This is a genomic window from Shewanella baltica (assembly GCF_900456975.1).
Lineage (GTDB): Bacteria > Pseudomonadota > Gammaproteobacteria > Enterobacterales > Shewanellaceae > Shewanella > Shewanella baltica.
Genome location: NZ_UGYM01000002.1, coordinates 4,412,405 through 4,428,853, shown reverse-complemented (window position 1 = coordinate 4,428,853; position 16,449 = coordinate 4,412,405). Strand labels below are relative to the sequence as shown.

General features: G+C 49.4%; 14 protein-coding genes. 3 read left to right on the top strand and 11 right to left on the bottom strand.

What is annotated here, in order from left to right; all coding sequences use genetic code 11:
• Nucleotides 1-132: 132 nt before the first annotated feature.
• Nucleotides 133-708: a helix-turn-helix domain-containing protein gene (locus DYH48_RS19780; protein ID WP_006079795.1), complete on the bottom strand. Its 576-nt coding sequence runs from the start codon at nt 706-708 to the stop codon at nt 133-135.
• 163 nt (nt 709-871) lie between these two features.
• Here DYH48_RS19780 and DYH48_RS19775 point away from each other — a divergent pair, with 163 nt between their 5' ends.
• Nucleotides 872-2,059: a benzoate/H(+) symporter BenE family transporter gene (locus tag DYH48_RS19775; RefSeq protein WP_115335713.1), complete on the top strand. Its 1,188-nt coding sequence runs from the start codon at nt 872-874 to the stop codon at nt 2,057-2,059.
• Nucleotides 2,060-2,110: 51 nt separating this feature from the next.
• Here DYH48_RS19775 and DYH48_RS19770 read toward each other — a convergent pair whose 3' ends face one another.
• Entirely contained in the window at nt 2,111-2,566 is a 456-nt protein-coding gene (locus DYH48_RS19770; RefSeq protein ID WP_115335712.1) for a GNAT family N-acetyltransferase, read from the bottom strand.
• 1,149 nt (nt 2,567-3,715) lie between these two features.
• Between DYH48_RS19770 and DYH48_RS19755 the strand changes: the two genes are divergently transcribed.
• Nucleotides 3,716-4,684: an Abi family protein gene (locus DYH48_RS19755; RefSeq protein ID WP_107949616.1), complete on the top strand. Its 969-nt coding sequence runs from the start codon at nt 3,716-3,718 to the stop codon at nt 4,682-4,684.
• Between the two features lie 468 nt (nt 4,685-5,152).
• Nucleotides 5,153-6,169 carry an IS110 family RNA-guided transposase gene (locus DYH48_RS19750; RefSeq protein WP_115335711.1) on the top strand — a complete coding sequence of 339 codons (1,017 nt, stop codon included), beginning with the start codon at nt 5,153-5,155 and terminating at the stop codon, nt 6,167-6,169.
• A 446-nt stretch (nt 6,170-6,615) separates the two neighbouring features.
• Here the strand turns inward: DYH48_RS19750 and DYH48_RS19745 are convergent, their stop codons facing one another.
• The 9 genes from DYH48_RS19745 to DYH48_RS19705 all read right to left on the bottom strand — a co-directional run bounded on the left by DYH48_RS19745 (nt 6,616) and on the right by DYH48_RS19705 (nt 16,447).
• Nucleotides 6,616-6,858: a type II toxin-antitoxin system Phd/YefM family antitoxin gene (locus DYH48_RS19745; protein WP_115335710.1), complete on the bottom strand. Its 243-nt coding sequence runs from the start codon at nt 6,856-6,858 to the stop codon at nt 6,616-6,618.
• 291 nt (nt 6,859-7,149) lie between these two features.
• The gene (locus DYH48_RS19740; protein ID WP_115335709.1) at nt 7,150-7,893 is read right to left on the bottom strand and encodes a hypothetical protein; all 744 of its coding nucleotides are present in this window, start codon (nt 7,891-7,893) and stop codon (nt 7,150-7,152) included.
• 28 nt (nt 7,894-7,921) lie between these two features.
• Nucleotides 7,922-9,178 (bottom strand): beta-ketoacyl-ACP synthase, encoded by a 1,257-nt coding sequence (locus DYH48_RS19735; protein WP_115335708.1) that lies wholly within the window; start codon nt 9,176-9,178, stop codon nt 7,922-7,924.
• Nucleotides 9,179-9,904 (bottom strand): 3-ketoacyl-ACP reductase FabG2, encoded by a 726-nt coding sequence (locus DYH48_RS19730; RefSeq protein ID WP_115335707.1) that lies wholly within the window; start codon nt 9,902-9,904, stop codon nt 9,179-9,181.
• A 154-nt stretch (nt 9,905-10,058) separates the two neighbouring features.
• Nucleotides 10,059-10,595 carry a hotdog family protein gene (locus tag DYH48_RS19725; RefSeq protein ID WP_370452680.1) on the bottom strand — a complete coding sequence of 179 codons (537 nt, stop codon included), beginning with the start codon at nt 10,593-10,595 and terminating at the stop codon, nt 10,059-10,061.
• A gap of 1 nt (nt 10,596) precedes the next feature.
• Nucleotides 10,597-11,796, bottom strand: a complete 1,200-nt coding sequence (locus DYH48_RS19720) for a beta-ketoacyl-[acyl-carrier-protein] synthase family protein (RefSeq protein WP_115335706.1) — start codon at nt 11,794-11,796, stop codon at nt 10,597-10,599.
• Nucleotides 11,797-11,845: 49 nt separating this feature from the next.
• Nucleotides 11,846-12,634: a DUF3261 domain-containing protein gene (locus DYH48_RS19715; RefSeq protein WP_115335705.1), complete on the bottom strand. Its 789-nt coding sequence runs from the start codon at nt 12,632-12,634 to the stop codon at nt 11,846-11,848.
• Nucleotides 12,635-12,638: 4 nt separating this feature from the next.
• Nucleotides 12,639-13,928 carry an NAD(P)/FAD-dependent oxidoreductase gene (locus tag DYH48_RS19710; protein WP_012586551.1) on the bottom strand — a complete coding sequence of 430 codons (1,290 nt, stop codon included), beginning with the start codon at nt 13,926-13,928 and terminating at the stop codon, nt 12,639-12,641.
• Nucleotides 13,929-13,951: 23 nt separating this feature from the next.
• Nucleotides 13,952-16,447, bottom strand: coding sequence for an MMPL family transporter (locus tag DYH48_RS19705; RefSeq protein WP_115335704.1), 2,496 nt, complete (start codon nt 16,445-16,447; stop codon nt 13,952-13,954).
• Nucleotides 16,448-16,449: the final 2 nt, after the last annotated feature.

Below are 16,449 nucleotides of genomic sequence, written 5' to 3'. Positions count from 1 at the left end.
CCATTAGAAAATTTTCAATAAGTTTATTCTAATGAATTGGCGAGTGCAAGCGTTGCAAATTATCATAGTGAAGGGTTTGGTCTTTGGCCGTGCAAGAGCCCGAACTCGGCATTACTGGCGTTAGATAAGCTGCTACAAGCTAGATTCACAGCTTCGTTGATAGTGAATGATGTCGTGGAAGACCACGGCTTGGTCGTTGAGATTTCGATAGCCATGGGGTTTGTCGGCCGCAAATCGTACCGCTTCACCTTGTTTGAGCGTTTGCCACTGTCCATCGACTAACACTTCCATCGTGCCGCTTAATACAATGACATGCTCAGTGACGCCAGCTTCATGGGGCTCAGAAAGCCGCTCATAGTTTGGCAGCAGGGTGAGTTCAAACATCTCAAAACCAAAGCGGTCTTCAAAGGGAAACAGTGAGGCGACTAACATGCCGTCGGTGGCGGGTTGTTGGCGTAATTCGTCGGGTTTACGGAATACTGCGCCTTGGCTCTGGGGCGTGGGCTCGAGAAAGGTCGACAGCGAGATATTGAATCCACTGGCAATTTTCCACAGCGTCGCAATGGTTGGGCTAGATTCGCCGCGCTCGATTTGTCCTATCATGGCCTTGCTGACGCCTGTCTCTTGAGCGGCTTTATCTAAACTCCATCCTTTTTGGTTACGAAGTGCTTTGAGTGTGGTGGCGAGATAGCTGTTTATCGTCTGCACAATGGCCCCATCATTTTTATAAAAATTTAGTTTGTACGTTATAACGTACAAATGCTATCTTGTCCATATCGTGCGTTATAGCGCACGAAGGCTATCTTGTTCATTTGATAAGTGATAGCGCACAACGTGGTGGCGACATCAATTGCAGAGGAAGGGAGTGAATATGTGGCGAGATGCATGGAGTTTGTCAAAAATATCAGCGGGTTTTATTGCGGTATTAGTGGGTTATAGCAGCTCTGCTGTGATTATCTTTCAAGCGGCGGAGGCCGTGGGGGCGACATCTGCACAGATTAGTTCATGGCTGTGGGCTTTAGGTGTGGGCATGGGCGTGACCAGCATAGGGTTATCGCTTTACTACAAGAATCCTATTCTAACGGCTTGGTCGACACCGGGCGCGGCGCTAATGGTGACCAGCCTAGCGGGATTGAGCGTCAACCAAGCCATAGGCGCGTTTCTGGTGAGTTCGATTTTAATCACCCTTTGTGGGGTGGCGGGCTGGATGGATAAACTTATTCGCATCATGCCGCAGTCAGTCGCTTCAGCCATGTTGGCGGGGATTCTGCTGCAATTTGGCCTAGGGCTATTTCAGGCGATGCAAACCCAGTTGAGCCTCATATTAATCATGCTGTTGGTGTTTGTCGTCGTTAAGCCTTTTGCGCCGCGCTACATCATCTTGCTGACCTTGCTGGTGGGCATCGGCATGAGCTTTCAATTAGATTTACTCAAGTTAGATGCCGTTCAGTTGCAACTGGCGATGCCGGTGTGGACCACGCCTGAGTTTTCGCTGGCGAGTGTGATTGGCGTGGCGTTACCGCTGTTTGTGGTCACTATGGCCTCGCAAAATATGCCGGGCGTTGCTGCGCTGCACGGTAATGGCTACAGGCCGCCTATTTCACCTTTGATCACGAGCACAGGGCTAATCGGGTTAATTCTGGCGCCCTTTGGCGGTTTTGCCTTTAACTTATCCGCCATCACAGCGGCTATTTGCATGGGTAAAGAAGCTGACCCGAATCCCGCGACCCGTTACTGGGCGGCAGTGTGGGGCGGCGTATTTTACTTTATCACTGGGTTACTCGGCGCCACTGTTGTTGGTCTGTTTTCCGCTTTCCCGAAGGAATTAGTACTGGCCATCGCCGGATTAGCGCTGCTTGGCACTATCGCCAATAGCCTGACTGCCGCATTAGCTAAAACCGAAGATCGCGAAGTAGCGGTGATCACTTTTTTGGTCACCGCATCGGGTTTTAGTGTGCTGGGTATTGGTAGTGCATTCTGGGGGTTATTACTTGGGTTTATCATCCATTGGTGGAACGGGCACAGAACTGCATCAGTAGTTAAGCGAGCGAATACTTAACTGCAGCAAAGCGCCTTAGATATGAATTTCAAAGACTAAGGCGCATGTGTTTTAGATTCTCTTCGTCATAAACACGCTATTGGGATCGAGTTGATAGGTGTCGAAGGGGCCGCAGATTTCAAAACCAAATTTGCAGTAGAGTAAGCGAGCGGGGTTAAAGAAGTCCATCGAACCTGTCTCTAGACTCAGGCGTTTGACGCCAGCGCTTTTGGCATCGTTAATCAAGTGCTGCAATATCTTAGACGCTATACCTTGCTGCTTATAGGGCGCGGCGGTGCGCATCGATTTGATCTCGGCGTGCTCGGCATCTAACCATTTTAGTGCACCGCAACCCGCTAAATTATTGCCATCCCAGAGGGTCCAAAAGCGAATATTGGGTTGACGCAGGCCATCAAGATCTAATGCGTGGACGCTTTCAGGCGGTGAAGTTGCTCGCATATCGTCGAGGTGTTCTGTTAAAAGTGCTGCAATTTCAGGCCCTTTTAGATCATCTAGTATAATTTTCATCGTCTTTCTCAAGATTGAAACTCCCTCTGTTGTTGCTTGTCCATCATAGTGTTATCGCGTTTAGTTGTTTTTAGGGGTAAACGCTGCGGTGGATAAGCAAAGGGTAGGCCAAGAGTTCTTGCTAAAGAGATGACGTTTCATCCCTTGGTTTTGATCGATAGGGCAAGCAAGGAAGGTTGTCCTTACTTTTGGACTTTTAAATAAAAATCAAAGTCGTGGGGCTTCGCCCCACACCCGACCAAAAGGGGAAAAGCGCCTGTTCCCCTTTTGGATATCCCCCGGCGTCCCCAACGGAGTTGAAAGCCCCTTGGGCAATTAGCACCCTTATGCTATCGCGTCAGACGCTCGTCCCTGATTCGACTGACGCTATCTCGGCATCTGATAGGCAGGACGCCTGAATGTCGTGAAGTGCATGGATGCACGAGAACGACCATGCCTCGATCACGCAACGAACGCAAATGCCCTGCGGCAACTCCGAGGGGATGGTGTATCCCTTAGGCTCTTACGTAATTGATCAATCTTTAAGAAGCAAAAATTATGACTGTCCGATCTTTTTGATCTTTTTGATCTTTTTGATCTTTTTGATCTTTTTGTTGTTATCTGTTTGCCAATGCGCCGTGGTGGATAAGCAAAGGGTAAGCTAACACTAAGTCGATTTTTGCCTCAGATACAGTCATGCCACTTTTGATTACTCTCATTCAAGCCATTTTAGCCAAAGCAGGTTGTTGACAAAACGAAAGTGCATTATGTTATTGATTTGAAATGGATGGTTTTATTTATTTTTTAAACTCAAAAATACGTCCTTCGTTGTCAAAAGCAATTATTGCAGACCTTGATGGGTTATGTAGCGCAGATATGTTTCCTTCTAGACGCAATGATAAGCTCTGATTTCTTGCTAAAAATCATCGTATCTGAGGTTTTTTTAGCGCAAGTTAGAGCTGCATAAAATAGAATAAAAATGCCAAAATTAAATGTGGATAGTTTATCTAACATTCTTGTGCCAGTATGTCCGGAGTCTGAGATGAACAAAATAACGTCAAAGCTTACGGATTTAGTTCTGTTTTGCGACCAACTAAAATCTCGCCTACAAACTAGCCAGCAGTCCCAGCTTGCCCTGGCTGAGTCGCTGGTGGAAGGAGCCCTTGCCTGATGCCCTACGCTCGCCCCTGGCTTAGCTATCAACAGCAACTGGATCAGCTGATTGAGCGTGGTATTACGGTCACCGACCAAGATGCCGCTCTGAACTATCTGGAGCGGATCGGTTATTACCGTTTAAGCGGTTACTGGTATCCATTTCGCCGCTTTGAGCCAGCAGCTGAGGGTGAGGGAAAACGGGATACCCGGGCAACTGACCAGTTTTGTACCGCTACACATTTGCTGGATGCGGTCGAGCTCTATCTGTTCGACAAGAAATTGCGCCTGCTGGTACTGGATGCGTTAGAGCGGATCGAGGTTGCCTTACGGGTCGATCTTGCCTATCACCTTGGCAAGCGAGATACCTTTGCTCACCTCGATTGTAGCTACTTCCATCCCAGCTTTATCCGGCAGCCCGCATTCAGGGGAAGTCACCAGACTCGATTTGAAGCGTGGATGGAGAAATACCGGGGGTTGATAAAGCGTTCCAAAGAGGATTTTGTTCGCCACTACCATCAGCGCCATGGTGACGAGCTGCCGATCTGGGTGGCGGTAGAGGTGTTTGATTTTGGCGCTATCTCGCAGCTGATCTGCATGATGAAAGTGTCAGAACAGCAGCATATCGCCAGCAAATACGGTTTGGACTGGCAGGTGTTTGCCAGCTGGATCTACGGTCTCAGTTACCTGCGCAATATCTGTGCCCATCATAGCCGCCTTTGGAATCGCAACGTTACCACTCAGGTGAAGTTGCCCAAGCCGGGAGCTGTGCTGTGGTGCGATTTCTTGGCAAAAGATGATGAGAGGCTGGCCAAGCCATTCGTGTTGCTGGCCATCACGCGCCATCTACTCAAGGTGATTTGCCCAAATACCCAGTGGCATATTCGCCTACGGGATCACCTGCTGACGTTCCCCGCACAGCAGTCGGTGCGCAAGCTGGGATTGGCAAACATGGGGTACATAGAGAACTGGCAGGAGTGGTGGTAACGCCGCTAAATAAGAACCCCAGCGTAAGTTGCAAAGCAACCAAGAGGCCAGGGTCGTGTTGCGGTAGATATTAGACTGAGTTGACGTCGCTGTCAAAACCTTTGTCGCTGCCATTTTAGTCTGGTAAGTATGTTTTAAAGGGCTTGTGGTAGGATTTTTATTTTTTATAAAACAAATAGTTGCGTTTCAGAAAGCAGAAAAACAGAACAGTCGAATATTTACGTTATCTTGTTTACGCCTAAGGTATGTCTGCTGAGATGGCTAGCTTGGTTTAGGTATTGCACTGTTGGCAACATTGAGTGCATGTTCAGGCTAACAGAATACAGTTTAGCTAACGGAATTAAGCACTGTCATGGAAGTGACCGTTGGCGGCATGGATAATGGAATGGACCCATCCACTTTTAATCGGCCTCACAATGGGCCACGATGTAGTCGCTAAAACTCATCAGAAAGAGGACGGGTCCACTTATGAAGATTACTACAATTGGTTTAGATATCGCAAAGTCTGTTTTTCATGCTGTTGGTGTCGATAAAGCAGGCAAGTTAATCAAAAAGAAAATGCTTAGACGCAAGGACTTACTTCCCTTTCTTGCTCAAATTGAGCCGTGTCTGATTGTGATGGAAGCCTGTAGTGGGGCAAATTATTGGGCCAGAGAATTTGAGCTGTTGGGCCATAATGTCAAGCTAATCGCACCTCAATTTGTGGTGCCTTTTCGGCAAGGTAATAAAAATGACTACAACGATGCGCTAGCCATCGCTGAAGCTGCGCAGCGACCCAACATGCGGTTTGTAAAACCCAAAAGCGTCGAGCAGCAAGATGTGCAACTGCTCCACCGAATGCGCGAAAGATTAACTAAGCAATCAACTGCCTTAATCAACCAAGTGCGAGGCATGTTAGCAGAATACGGCATCGTGATAGCCAAGAGTAAATCGGCTTTTAAAGTACAGTTCCCAGATATTTTAGCGGATGAAACCAATGCGCTAACCACCAAAGGTCGGACGATTTTTTATCAGTTATATGAAGAGTTTAGTGATATAGAAAAACGGCTTAAGGGTTGTGACGTTCAAGTGCTCACTGAAACTAAGAACAATGTGATTTGCCAGCGTTTAGAAACTATCCCAGGTATTGGTCCAGTCACCGCTACCGCCTTTTATGCCGCCGCAGGTGACGGTAAAGACTTCACTAATGGCAGGCACTTTTCAGCTTGGTGTGGCTTAGTTCCCAAGCAACACAGCAGTGGAGGTAAAGATAACCTCCTTGGGATAAGCAAACGGGGAAATGCGTATTTACGCACCCTGTTCATCCACGGCGCCAGAGCCGTGTTGCAACACAGTTGTCATAAACAGGATAAATTTAGCTGCTGGGCAATCCAGTTAGCAGAGCGCCGAGGTTTTAACCGAGCCTGTGTGGCCGTCGCCAATAAGCTCGCGAGAATGGCATGGGTTATCGCGGCGCGTAACGAAGAGTATCGGCTTCCAGTATAGAACTGAATTTATTTTTAATGATTAACCAACCAGCAAGTTGCTATGACACTTGATTTGATGATGAGACAGTCAGACTGATCTACTGAAAACCTTACGGAGGCATAGGCTCATTACGAAGCCGCAAGGATGATAAGGACAGTAGAAGCAGATATCCATCAGGGCCAGAGGCATACCTCAATAACAGGCCGAATATATGGGTGCAATGAACTCTTCTCAAAATCGCTATCGAATGTCTTGCAAACCGGATGGGTCCATATATGCCGCCGTCGAGCCCTCAAGGACGAGTTCATGGCGTGTCACTGTAATGAGAGTGCTTAATCTCAATCGCTGAAGGTTTTATAGCCCCGAATATCAGTTTCTGAAACGAACTCTGCAATGCAGAGATTGAACTAATTGTGGCTGAGCTAACCTACTCAGTTTATAGCGTTTATTATTCATGTAAGTTGCTACAGGGCGTTAAGAAAATCTTCACCATCAACCACATTGCCCTTCGCTAAATCTTCTTTGGCTGCGATGAAACAGTGCTTCAGATAGTCGGCTTTCATCGCCTCAAGCTGTTCGTAATCGCGGATAGACATAACCACAACCGCATCTTTACTGTTTTTGCTGATTTTGATGGGTTCACGTTGAGCGTTTAGTAGCAATTCACCAAAATTTCGTTTGGCGTCATTGGCGGTTAATGTTTGCACGATTAAGCCCTCTTATTTGGAAATACAGTAGCAGTATAGTGTATTGTGCGAAACGCTCAAAACGATTAAATCGTGCGATCTTTTCGAAAACAAGCGGGTTATAAATCTTTATCGCCAGTAAAAGGCACTGGCTACAAGGTCAACCGCGCTGTGCGGCATTCTGCGGGGAGATCTCTAAGCCACCCACTATAAATTTTTCCTTCCCATACTCAACATTATCCAAACGGATATAAAAATGGCCGAGGATAAGCTCGGCCATGATTTGTTCTATTCAGCGTAAAACGGGCTGGTTTAGTAGAATTTCTTCAGGTAGCTAGCCGCGTATTTTTGCAGTTTTCGGTTCGAACTTGTGGTCGCAATATTCTCAATCACATCGCGGTAATCGGCATTGCCTGAACTGGCTAGGGCTTTTGCCATGTTGGCATAGGTATCGATGGCTAGTTTGTCATCAGCCATTAAGCGTGGCGTTTTCAATTCGTTACTGAGGATGGCTAGGATAAAGTCATCGTACTGACGATCATCCATAATGCGTTTAGCCGCTAGGCGCATTAACTCTAAATCATCGCTGCGTAGTGCATTGGCAAAGGCATTATTTTGCTGACTTTGGTCGGCAGCATATTGGCTTTTATCCCCAAGAATGGTATTCCACTTTTTATATTGCGCTAGATTTTCATTGGCTTGAGATGCGTATTTTTTGAGTTTTTTGTGATAGTTGCCATTCACAATGCTGTTGATGGTTTCGCTGTACTTGTCGTTACCCGAATAGGCTAAGCCTTTGACTAACCAAGCACTGTAGTCGATGGCATTTTTTTCAGTCGCTTGGGGTAAAGAGGCAAGCAGTTTAGCTTCGAGCACATCGTAAATCGCAGGATCGGATAAGCCTGCAAGGGTTAAGGATTCGATGGCTTGTTTCTGCTTAAATTCGTTGTCGCCATTAAAGACTTCTTGGTAGGTTTCTACCGTGTATTCTTTGGCAAACAGTGGCGCGGTTAATAAACTGATGCTCAGCAGCATCCCTGCAAACAGTGGTTTCATTGTTATGTCCTTATGTGGGTTTTAGGTGTTATCTGGTCCAGCGTTTAAAAATCAGCGAGGTATTAATGCCGCCAAAGGCGAAATTATTACTCATCACATAATCTGTGTCGATTGGGCGCAGTTCGTTGCGGATATAGTCCAAATCGGCGCACTGTGGGTCGATATTCTCAAGATTGAGTGTTGGCGCAAACCAGCCCGCATTCATCATCTCAATACTCACCCAAGCTTCTAACGCGCCGCATGCGCCTAAGGTGTGGCCTGTGTAGCTTTTAAGGGATGATATTGGCGTCTCAGCGCCAAACACTGCTTGAGTCGCGTGACTCTCGGCAATGTCACCACGGTCGGTGGCTGTGCCGTGGGCGTTCACATAACCTATGACGCTAGGCTCAAGCTGCGCATCTTTGAGGGCTAATCTGATGGCGATTTCCATGGTCTGCGCATTCGGTTGGGTGACGTGTTGACCGTCGGAATTTGTGCCAAAACCGACTAACTCAGCATAAATTTTTGCACCACGCGCCTTGGCGTGTTCGAGCTCTTCGAGCACCAGCGTACAAGCCCCTTCGCCAATGACGAGGCCATCACGATCCGCATCAAAGGGGCGCGGCGTGAGTTCGGGTGTGGAGTTTTTGGTGCTAGTGGCAAACAGGGTGTCAAACACCACAGCTTCGGTGGGGCAGAGTTCTTCGCCGCCGCCTGCCAACATTAAGGTTTGCTGACCGTATTTGATGGCCTCATAGGCGTAACCTATGCCTTGGCTACCCGAAGTGCATGCGCTGCTGGTGGTGTGAATTCGGCCCTTTAAGCCGAAGAAGACGCCAACGTTCACCGCTGTGGTGTGCGCCATCATGCGGATATAGCTAGTGGCGGTGATGCCCGACATATCGCCCGTTTTCAGCATATCGCCAAAGGCGGTAATAGGATCGGTACTGCCCGTGGATGAACCATAGGCGATGCCCATTTCACCCGAGGACACGATAGGGTCATCCAGTAATCCCGCATCGAGTAAAGCCAGTTCACTGGCCCGGGTTGCCATAATGGAAACCTTGCCCATGGAACGAATTTTCTTGCGCGAATAATGGCTTGGCACTTCAAAGTCTGTAATTGGTGCGGCTAAACGGGTATTGAGTCCGTCGTATCTATCCCAGTCACTCATAGTGACGACGCAGTTTTTCTGCGCCTTAAGGTTCGCCGCAATGGTCGGCCAATCATGACCTAGGGCGGTAATCCCGCCAATGCCTGTGATGACCACTCGTTTACAGCGTGTTTGATTTGTCGCCTCGCTCATTTAGATCATACCTCCATTGACCGATATCACTTGGCGAGTGATATAGGCGGCATCGTCAGACATTAAAAATGCGGCTAAGGCTGCGATTTCATTGGGTTTACCCATACGGCGCATCGGCACTAATTGCTCGACCATGTCCTTAGGGATATTGGCCACCATGTCGGTTTCAATCAAGCCCGGGGCGATACAGTTGACGGTGATTTTGCGTTTTGCCAGTTCTAATGACAGTGCCTTAGTCGCGCCGATAATACCCGCTTTGGAGGCGCTGTAATTCACTTGGCCACGGTTGCCCGCGATCCCAGATACCGAGGCTAAAGTGATGATACGTCCACCTTTTCGGCCTTGTACCATAGGCATCACGCAGGGATGGATCACATTATAAAAACCGTCCAAGTTAGTGTGAATGACGCTGTCCCATTCGCTTTCTGTCATGGCGGGAAAGGCGGTATCGCGGTTGATACCGGCATTGAGGATCACGCCGTAATAGGCACCATTGGCCTCGATATCGGCTTCGATGGCGGCTTTGACTGTCGCGCGGTCGGCAACATCAAATTTCAGCAGGCTCACATTGACTCCAAGCGCGCGGATTTGCGTGGCACTGTCATCGGCCGCCGTTTGATTGCTGTGGTAATGCAGGGCGATATCGAAGCCTGCTGCGGCCAGTTTTAGGGCGATGGCTTTACCTATACCGCGGCTCGAACCTGTGACTAATACTCTGTTATTCATCTATTTTCTCCACCCCATTTTATCTTTAGGAGTCGGTATGGGGTTTCATGTATTTATGGTAAAAGGCTGCTTGCTAAGGCGCTTAATCTAACGCTTTTTATCGACAGGCTAATTCAGTTTGCTGCGATTACCTGGTCTCAGCATTGCCTCGATATTAGTGTCCAAGGCTTCTATTGCCCGCGTCTTGATTTCCATCAAGGTAGGCTTGCGTGTCTTGGGGTTGGAACACATTCACATTCGCTGTGGCGACTAAGATTTTCTCTTGTTCGCTTCCGGCTTCGGGCAGCAGATAAATCTGGCAATCGAATACCGCTAATCCCGACTCCTCTTGATAGAGGCGGTTTACCTGGGTGCGATAGGTGCGCCCGAGTTCATATTGCTTGGCATGTAGCGCTAATTTGCGCGACCCCAACAGAAAACCCACGCGGATTTTATCATTGCGCAGCTTAGCTTCTACTCCGGCCAGTGCGGCAATACTTTGGGCCATATATTCGATACCCACATAATTGGGTACGGCTTGATGTTTATCGTCGAAATAGGGGCTTTTCGGCGTGATCGTGACTTCGGTAACTAAGGTATCGCGTTGATAAGAGATGATCTTATCGACCAAGATCATCGGCGCCCTGTGGGGGATGAAATCGGCAATATCCTGCTCGGCAAAGGGTAAATTGAATTGAATAAAGGGCATCATTTTAGGCCTCGTTACGGCAAAAAATCAGGCTGGCATTGCTGCCGCCAAAGGCGAAGGAATTACTCATCACATAATTAAGTGTGCCTTTTGCGGCGACTTGATGGCGTTCGACTAAGGTAATGGACGGGTCCTGTGGATCGACTTGTCCGTCCCATTGATGGGGCGGCAGGGCTTGGCCGTGATTATGTGCCGAAAGCAATAAATAGCAGAAGGCGGCTTCGATTGCGCCAGCGGCACCTAAGGTATGGCCGACTAAGGGTTTGGTCGAGCTGCAGGGCGGGGTGTTGACGCCAAAGACTTTAACCACAGCGCGGCTTTCCATCGCATCATTTTTGGGTGTCGCTGTGCCGTGTAAGTTAATGTAACCAATATCTTGTGCCGCAATATTCGCATCTTGCAAAGCCGCTTGCATGGCGGTGATTGCGCCAGCGCCTTCGGGGTGTGGCGCCGAAATATGATGGGCATCGCTCGACTCGCCAATGCCAGCCAGCATCACATCGGACTCGCCCGCCGTCAGCACGAATAAGGCCGCGCCTTCGCCGATATTGATGCCATCACGGTTGATACTAAAGGGATTGCAGTGGCCTTTTGACACAGATTCCAAAGCATTAAAACCATTGACTGTCAGTTGGCACAAACTGTCGACACCGCCAACAATCACCATGTCGCAGAGGTTAGCGCTGAGTAAACGCTTGGCACTGGCAAAGACTTTTGCGCTGGAGGAACAGGCGGTTGAAATCGTATAGCAAGGGCCATCTAGCTCAAAATATTGGCGCAAAAAGTCGCTAGTGCTGCCGAGCTCCTGCTGGAAATAGTGGTAATCCGCCGGAAAGTGGCCGTGTTGATTGCGATAGCTCAGGGCCGCTTCACCTTTAGAAATCCCCGAGGTGCTCGTGCCTAGCACAACGCCAATGCGAGCATGGCCCAAATCCCGTTTCGCTTGTTCAATCGTGGCGGTAATTTGCTGCGCCGCGCATAGGAGTAACTGGTTATTGCGGCAATCGAACTGAATGAGCTTTGCAGGAATCGCCGGCAGCGCAGCCGTTACTGGCGCAACTAAGGTTGGGTGCTCGAACAGGAGTGTGTCACTGCGCTGCATCGCGCTGGTATCACCCGCGATCAGGCGGTCTAAAACCTGCTGGGGATCTTGCCCTAGCGGGGTACACAATCCAATCTGTGTAATGGCTACTCTGTTCATCATAGCGTATCGTTTTTTTACCATGGCACAGCGAAGTGCGGGTGTTAAAAGGTTAAATAGGTTCGATTTCTAGCTCAAACTTGGCCTGTGGCATAGTTAAGCTGATGTGGGCTTGCCATAGGGCGTCGCCGACATTTTGTTGATAACGGATTTGCACCACATGGGTTTGCAGGGCGCTTTTACTGATCAAGGTATCTTGGCTATAGATCTGGCGACAGGGGATTGTAATTACTCGGGTATCGACAAGCGTGTCGCTCTGATTTCCCCCAACCGTATCGCAAAGACCAGTCACTAAATGGCCACCTTCCAAATGGGCGCGAATACTCTGCTCAGGCCAATAGATCAGTTGCATCATCGCCATTAAATACTCGGCTTTAAAATTGTCGCCCAGCAGCACGCTTTGCTCACTGCTGAGTGTATTCCCATCATAAACCAAGGTAAACAAAGCCTGTCCGAGTGGCGCTAAACCCACGAGCGTCATGCGCTCGCCCTCTAACTCCAATTGAGTGAGCAGTTCGTGGGACTCTTTCCCCACTTTAATACTGACTTTTTGGCTAAAGGACTGGGGTGAAGATACGCCAGTATTGCTGTCGGTTTGCTGACTCGCCATGATGGCGGGCTTAGTTGTAGACTCAGTCGCGGGCTGTATCCTAGGCTGAGTCAACGGCTTATCGGTCGCGGGAGCAAAGTCATGGGGCAGTGGAGCCAAACAATAACGCATATCCTTAGTGAGCCCGACACAGGTCTGCCTGAACAGCAGTTCACTACAGCCCGTCAGCCCAAGGCTTGCGAGCAGCAGGGCGGTGATCACTAACCATTTAGCGTTAAGGTTTAGCGGCATGCGGTTAGACCTCTGCGAATGCTGGAGTGGCGGCTGGGTTTCTGCACAGTTCGACTATCATGTTCAGGCGGCGCTCCGAGTCTTTAACGAAGGGATTATTCGTATCCCAAGCATAGCCCGCCAGAATAGAACAAATCATCTGCTTGATACGCTCGTTCGGTTCTTCATAGAAGATCACGTCCTGAAAGCGGCCATCATACCAAGCTTGCACATAGGTACGAAAGGCATTCACGCCCTGCATCAAAGGCGTTGAGTAATCGGCTTGCCAGTCAACCGTTTCGCCATTGAGTTGTTTCGTCAGGCATTTTGCTGCCATAGACGCCGATTGCATGGCGATAGTCACACCGGAGGAAAACACAGGATCGAGGAACTCGCCCGCATTACCCAGTAGGGCGAACTTGTCGGTCGCAAGGCGTGACACATTGGCGGAATAACCTTTGAGCGTGGCGCATTCCTGCACCACTTTAGCGTTTGCCAGCAGGGCTTTTAGCCCTGGTTCTTCATTGACTATGCTCATCAATTGTTGCTCAAGCGAACCTTGTAAACGCTCAAGTAACTGCGGCTCAGCCACCACGCCGAGTGAACAGCGGCCATTGCTAAAGGGAATGAGCCAATACCAAATATCTTTATGTTCAGGGTGGACGCTGATCAAAATCTTATTACGATCGAAGCTAGCATCGCTGATGTTGTCTTCCACATGCGTAAAGATGGCGCTGCGCGGAGGCAGGCAAGATGGACTTTCTAAGTTGAGCAAGCGGGGTAATACGCGACCAAAACCGCTGGCGTCGAGCACATATTGGGCATTGATTTGATAAAGCTCGCCCTGTTCATTGCGCACCGTTAAGCGTGGGTTCTCGGTTAAATCGATCGCCTCGACCGTTTCGCCGTAGCGGATGTCGACCCCTTGGCTTTGGGCGGTATCGGCTAACAGTTTATCAAAACTGGCGCGCTGCACTTGAAACGTGGTGCCCGGCCCAGGAGTAAATTTATCGGTAAAATCGAAGGTGGTGTAAGTTCCATTGCGACGAAAGGCGGCGCCATTTTTATGTTGGAATCCAGCGGCATTGAGCGCATCTAACATGCCCGCTTCTTCGATAAACTGCATGCAGCAGGGCAGTAAACTTTCGCCGATGGAGAAGCGAGGAAAATGCTGTTTCTCTAACACAAGCACGCGCTTGCCTTGCTGGTGTAGCAGGCTGGCAGCGATGGCGCCCGAAGGCCCTGCGCCGATAATGGCCACATCGACATCAAGTGAATTTGGTATAGCTGATAAATCGTGAACCTGTGTAGACATGTAAAATACGTTCCTTGTAGTCATCAGGACTTTTTTGTCGTTAGAAGCTGATTGGTGGTTAAAGCCAGTGTTGTGGTCAAAATCAACGGCGAAAGTAAAAAGGTAAACCCTATGCCCAGCGACAGGGTTAAACCAAAGTAGTGAATCGCTTGGGTCTGGCTAAAGGCAAGTAAACCAAAGGCCAATAGGGTCGAGCAGGCGGACATAAACACCGCCATCATCACTGCCTTGCCGTGGTTCTGGGCTGAGGCAAAAAACAAGCTATAGTCTATCCCAATCCCGAAAACTAAAATGAGCGCGAGTGCATGGAACAGACTCAGTGGTGAGCCCGTTAAGCCTAAGGTTGCAAGCGTGAGCAAGGCCGCAAGGGCCGGCACGGCAACCACAACCGCCGCTTTTTTAAAGCCGAAATTCAGGCTAAACAACAAGAGTGCGATGCCAAGTGCAAGGGCTAACAGCTTTAGGGTTAACAATCGGTAATGGCCCATGACGGCTGAAATGTCCGCCACCTTGTCGATAAGCTGCACGCTTTCATCATGGGCAAAACGCGCCTTAAGGGCATCGATTTGCTGAATGCCGCCAAGGAGGACTATGGCTCCATAATCGGCACCCTGATCCGCGCTCGCCCTACCATCATTTAGCGCGCCATTGCTGACTGGACTATTAGCCTCATTCGGCGCGAGCCACAGCGGCGCGAGTTGCTTGCCGGCCCCTAGCGTCAAGAATGCTGCTGGCGTGATGTAATCTGTTTTCGCGGCCAAATAGGCGGCTTGCAGTTCTGGCTTTAGATTTTCATCCAAACCAAGGCTTGTGAGCACAGTATCTATCTGAGTTTGATAGATTTCGCCCTGTAAGTGGTAAGCCGTGTCTTGTTTTCGATGGCTGGGCAGATAACGGCTGAGGCTCACATAGTTGCCTAACTCTTGGTTTGTTATGGCGGTATCAAGCATGGGTGACACTCGCTCAAGCTGCTGCAGCAACGCTTCTTCGCTCGGTGCGCGTACCAATAAGAATTGATTGTCTGTGCCGCCACTGAGTAACTGGCGTAGCTGGTTTTCTGGCTCAGTCACGCTTGCAGGGCTTTGCTGTAAATGACGAATATCGTCATCGACGGTTAACTTTGTTACGCCGCTTAAACACCAGATTAGTATCACCAAAGCAAACATGCCCATGCCTAACGGCGTGGTAAATCGTTTCGATAACTGAGTGAGACTGGCAAGGTAAGTCCCCGCGAGCGCTAACGGGCGGGAGCCTGCGGGTAAGCGACTGCCGGCTAACAGTGGATAGGCGAGAATGAGGGTGAGATAGGCCCCAAGTAAACCTGCGGCGCAGAAAATCGCGACTTGCTGCATGCCGGGAAACGGTGCTAAACCTATGCCGACATAAGCCAAAGCGCTAGTGATAAAGGCGAGTGTCACCGTTGGGAAGATATACGCCACTGTGGCCTTTGCGCTCCGCTCTGTATTGCTTAAGCGCTCGCAGTAAAAATGAAAACTATAGTCGATGGCAATGCCTATCAAGCTAGTGCCAAACACTAAGGTGAGTAAATGCAGCTCGCCAAATACGCTTAAGGTAAAAGTCACGGCCAGCAACAGCCCGCTGGAAATAGTCACGATTGCTAGCAGTAGCGGCATCACTGAGCGAAACGCCAACCAAACTAAGGCTATCACCCCAAGTAAGGATGCTAGGCCGAGGATCGATATTTCACTCTTAGCCGTTTGCGTTGCCGCAAGGGCATGAAACAGGGCGCCAGCTTTGAGCACGGTAATATCTGGGTAGCTTTGTTTAACGGCATCCAATCCTTGGGTTAATGCCGTCATCTGCGCTAATTGCGCATTGGGATTAAAAGCGCTTTCTCGCCCCTTTGCCATGACGACCGCGGCAACATTATCGCCTTGATTCGCGAGCAGTATCCCCTGGCTGGCCCTGACTTTTGAACTCGGTGCGAGGGTGAGTAAATTGGCTGGGAATAACAGCAGCGGATCTTGGGCGAGCAAGTTGCTATTGGCGTAACTAAAGGCGTTGTAAAGCTGCGCTGTGGCTGCCTCAATCAGACTTTCAATATTTTGGCTGGCTAACGCTTCGGCTTGCGGCGCTGTCAGTAATTTAAATCTGTGGGGGAAATAGAATTGCCCTAGCGCTTCACCGAGCTGTATATCGGCGCTGCGGATATCGGTTAGCGCGCCTTGCTTACCCCTTGCAACAAGGTCAGCTTCAAGCTTTTGCATCAACAGTTTTGCCGCAGTGATTGCTGTGGTTTCATCCTTGGCGACAAGCGCAATATAGACTTGATCGGCGAGCGTGGCTTCAACTTGGTTAAGGGCGCGCTCTGTGAGTTTATCCTGTTGTAAATGCGGCAGCATGGCAAGGATATCGCTTTGTACACGTGCGCCGTTTTGCCAAAGTTGTAGCGTCCACAAACTTGCTGACAGCATCAATAGCAACCAAATGGCGAGGCGCCACTGGGGGGAAGATTGCATCAAAGCTTGATTGGCGCGCGCGGCGAAGTTGGAGGCCATGG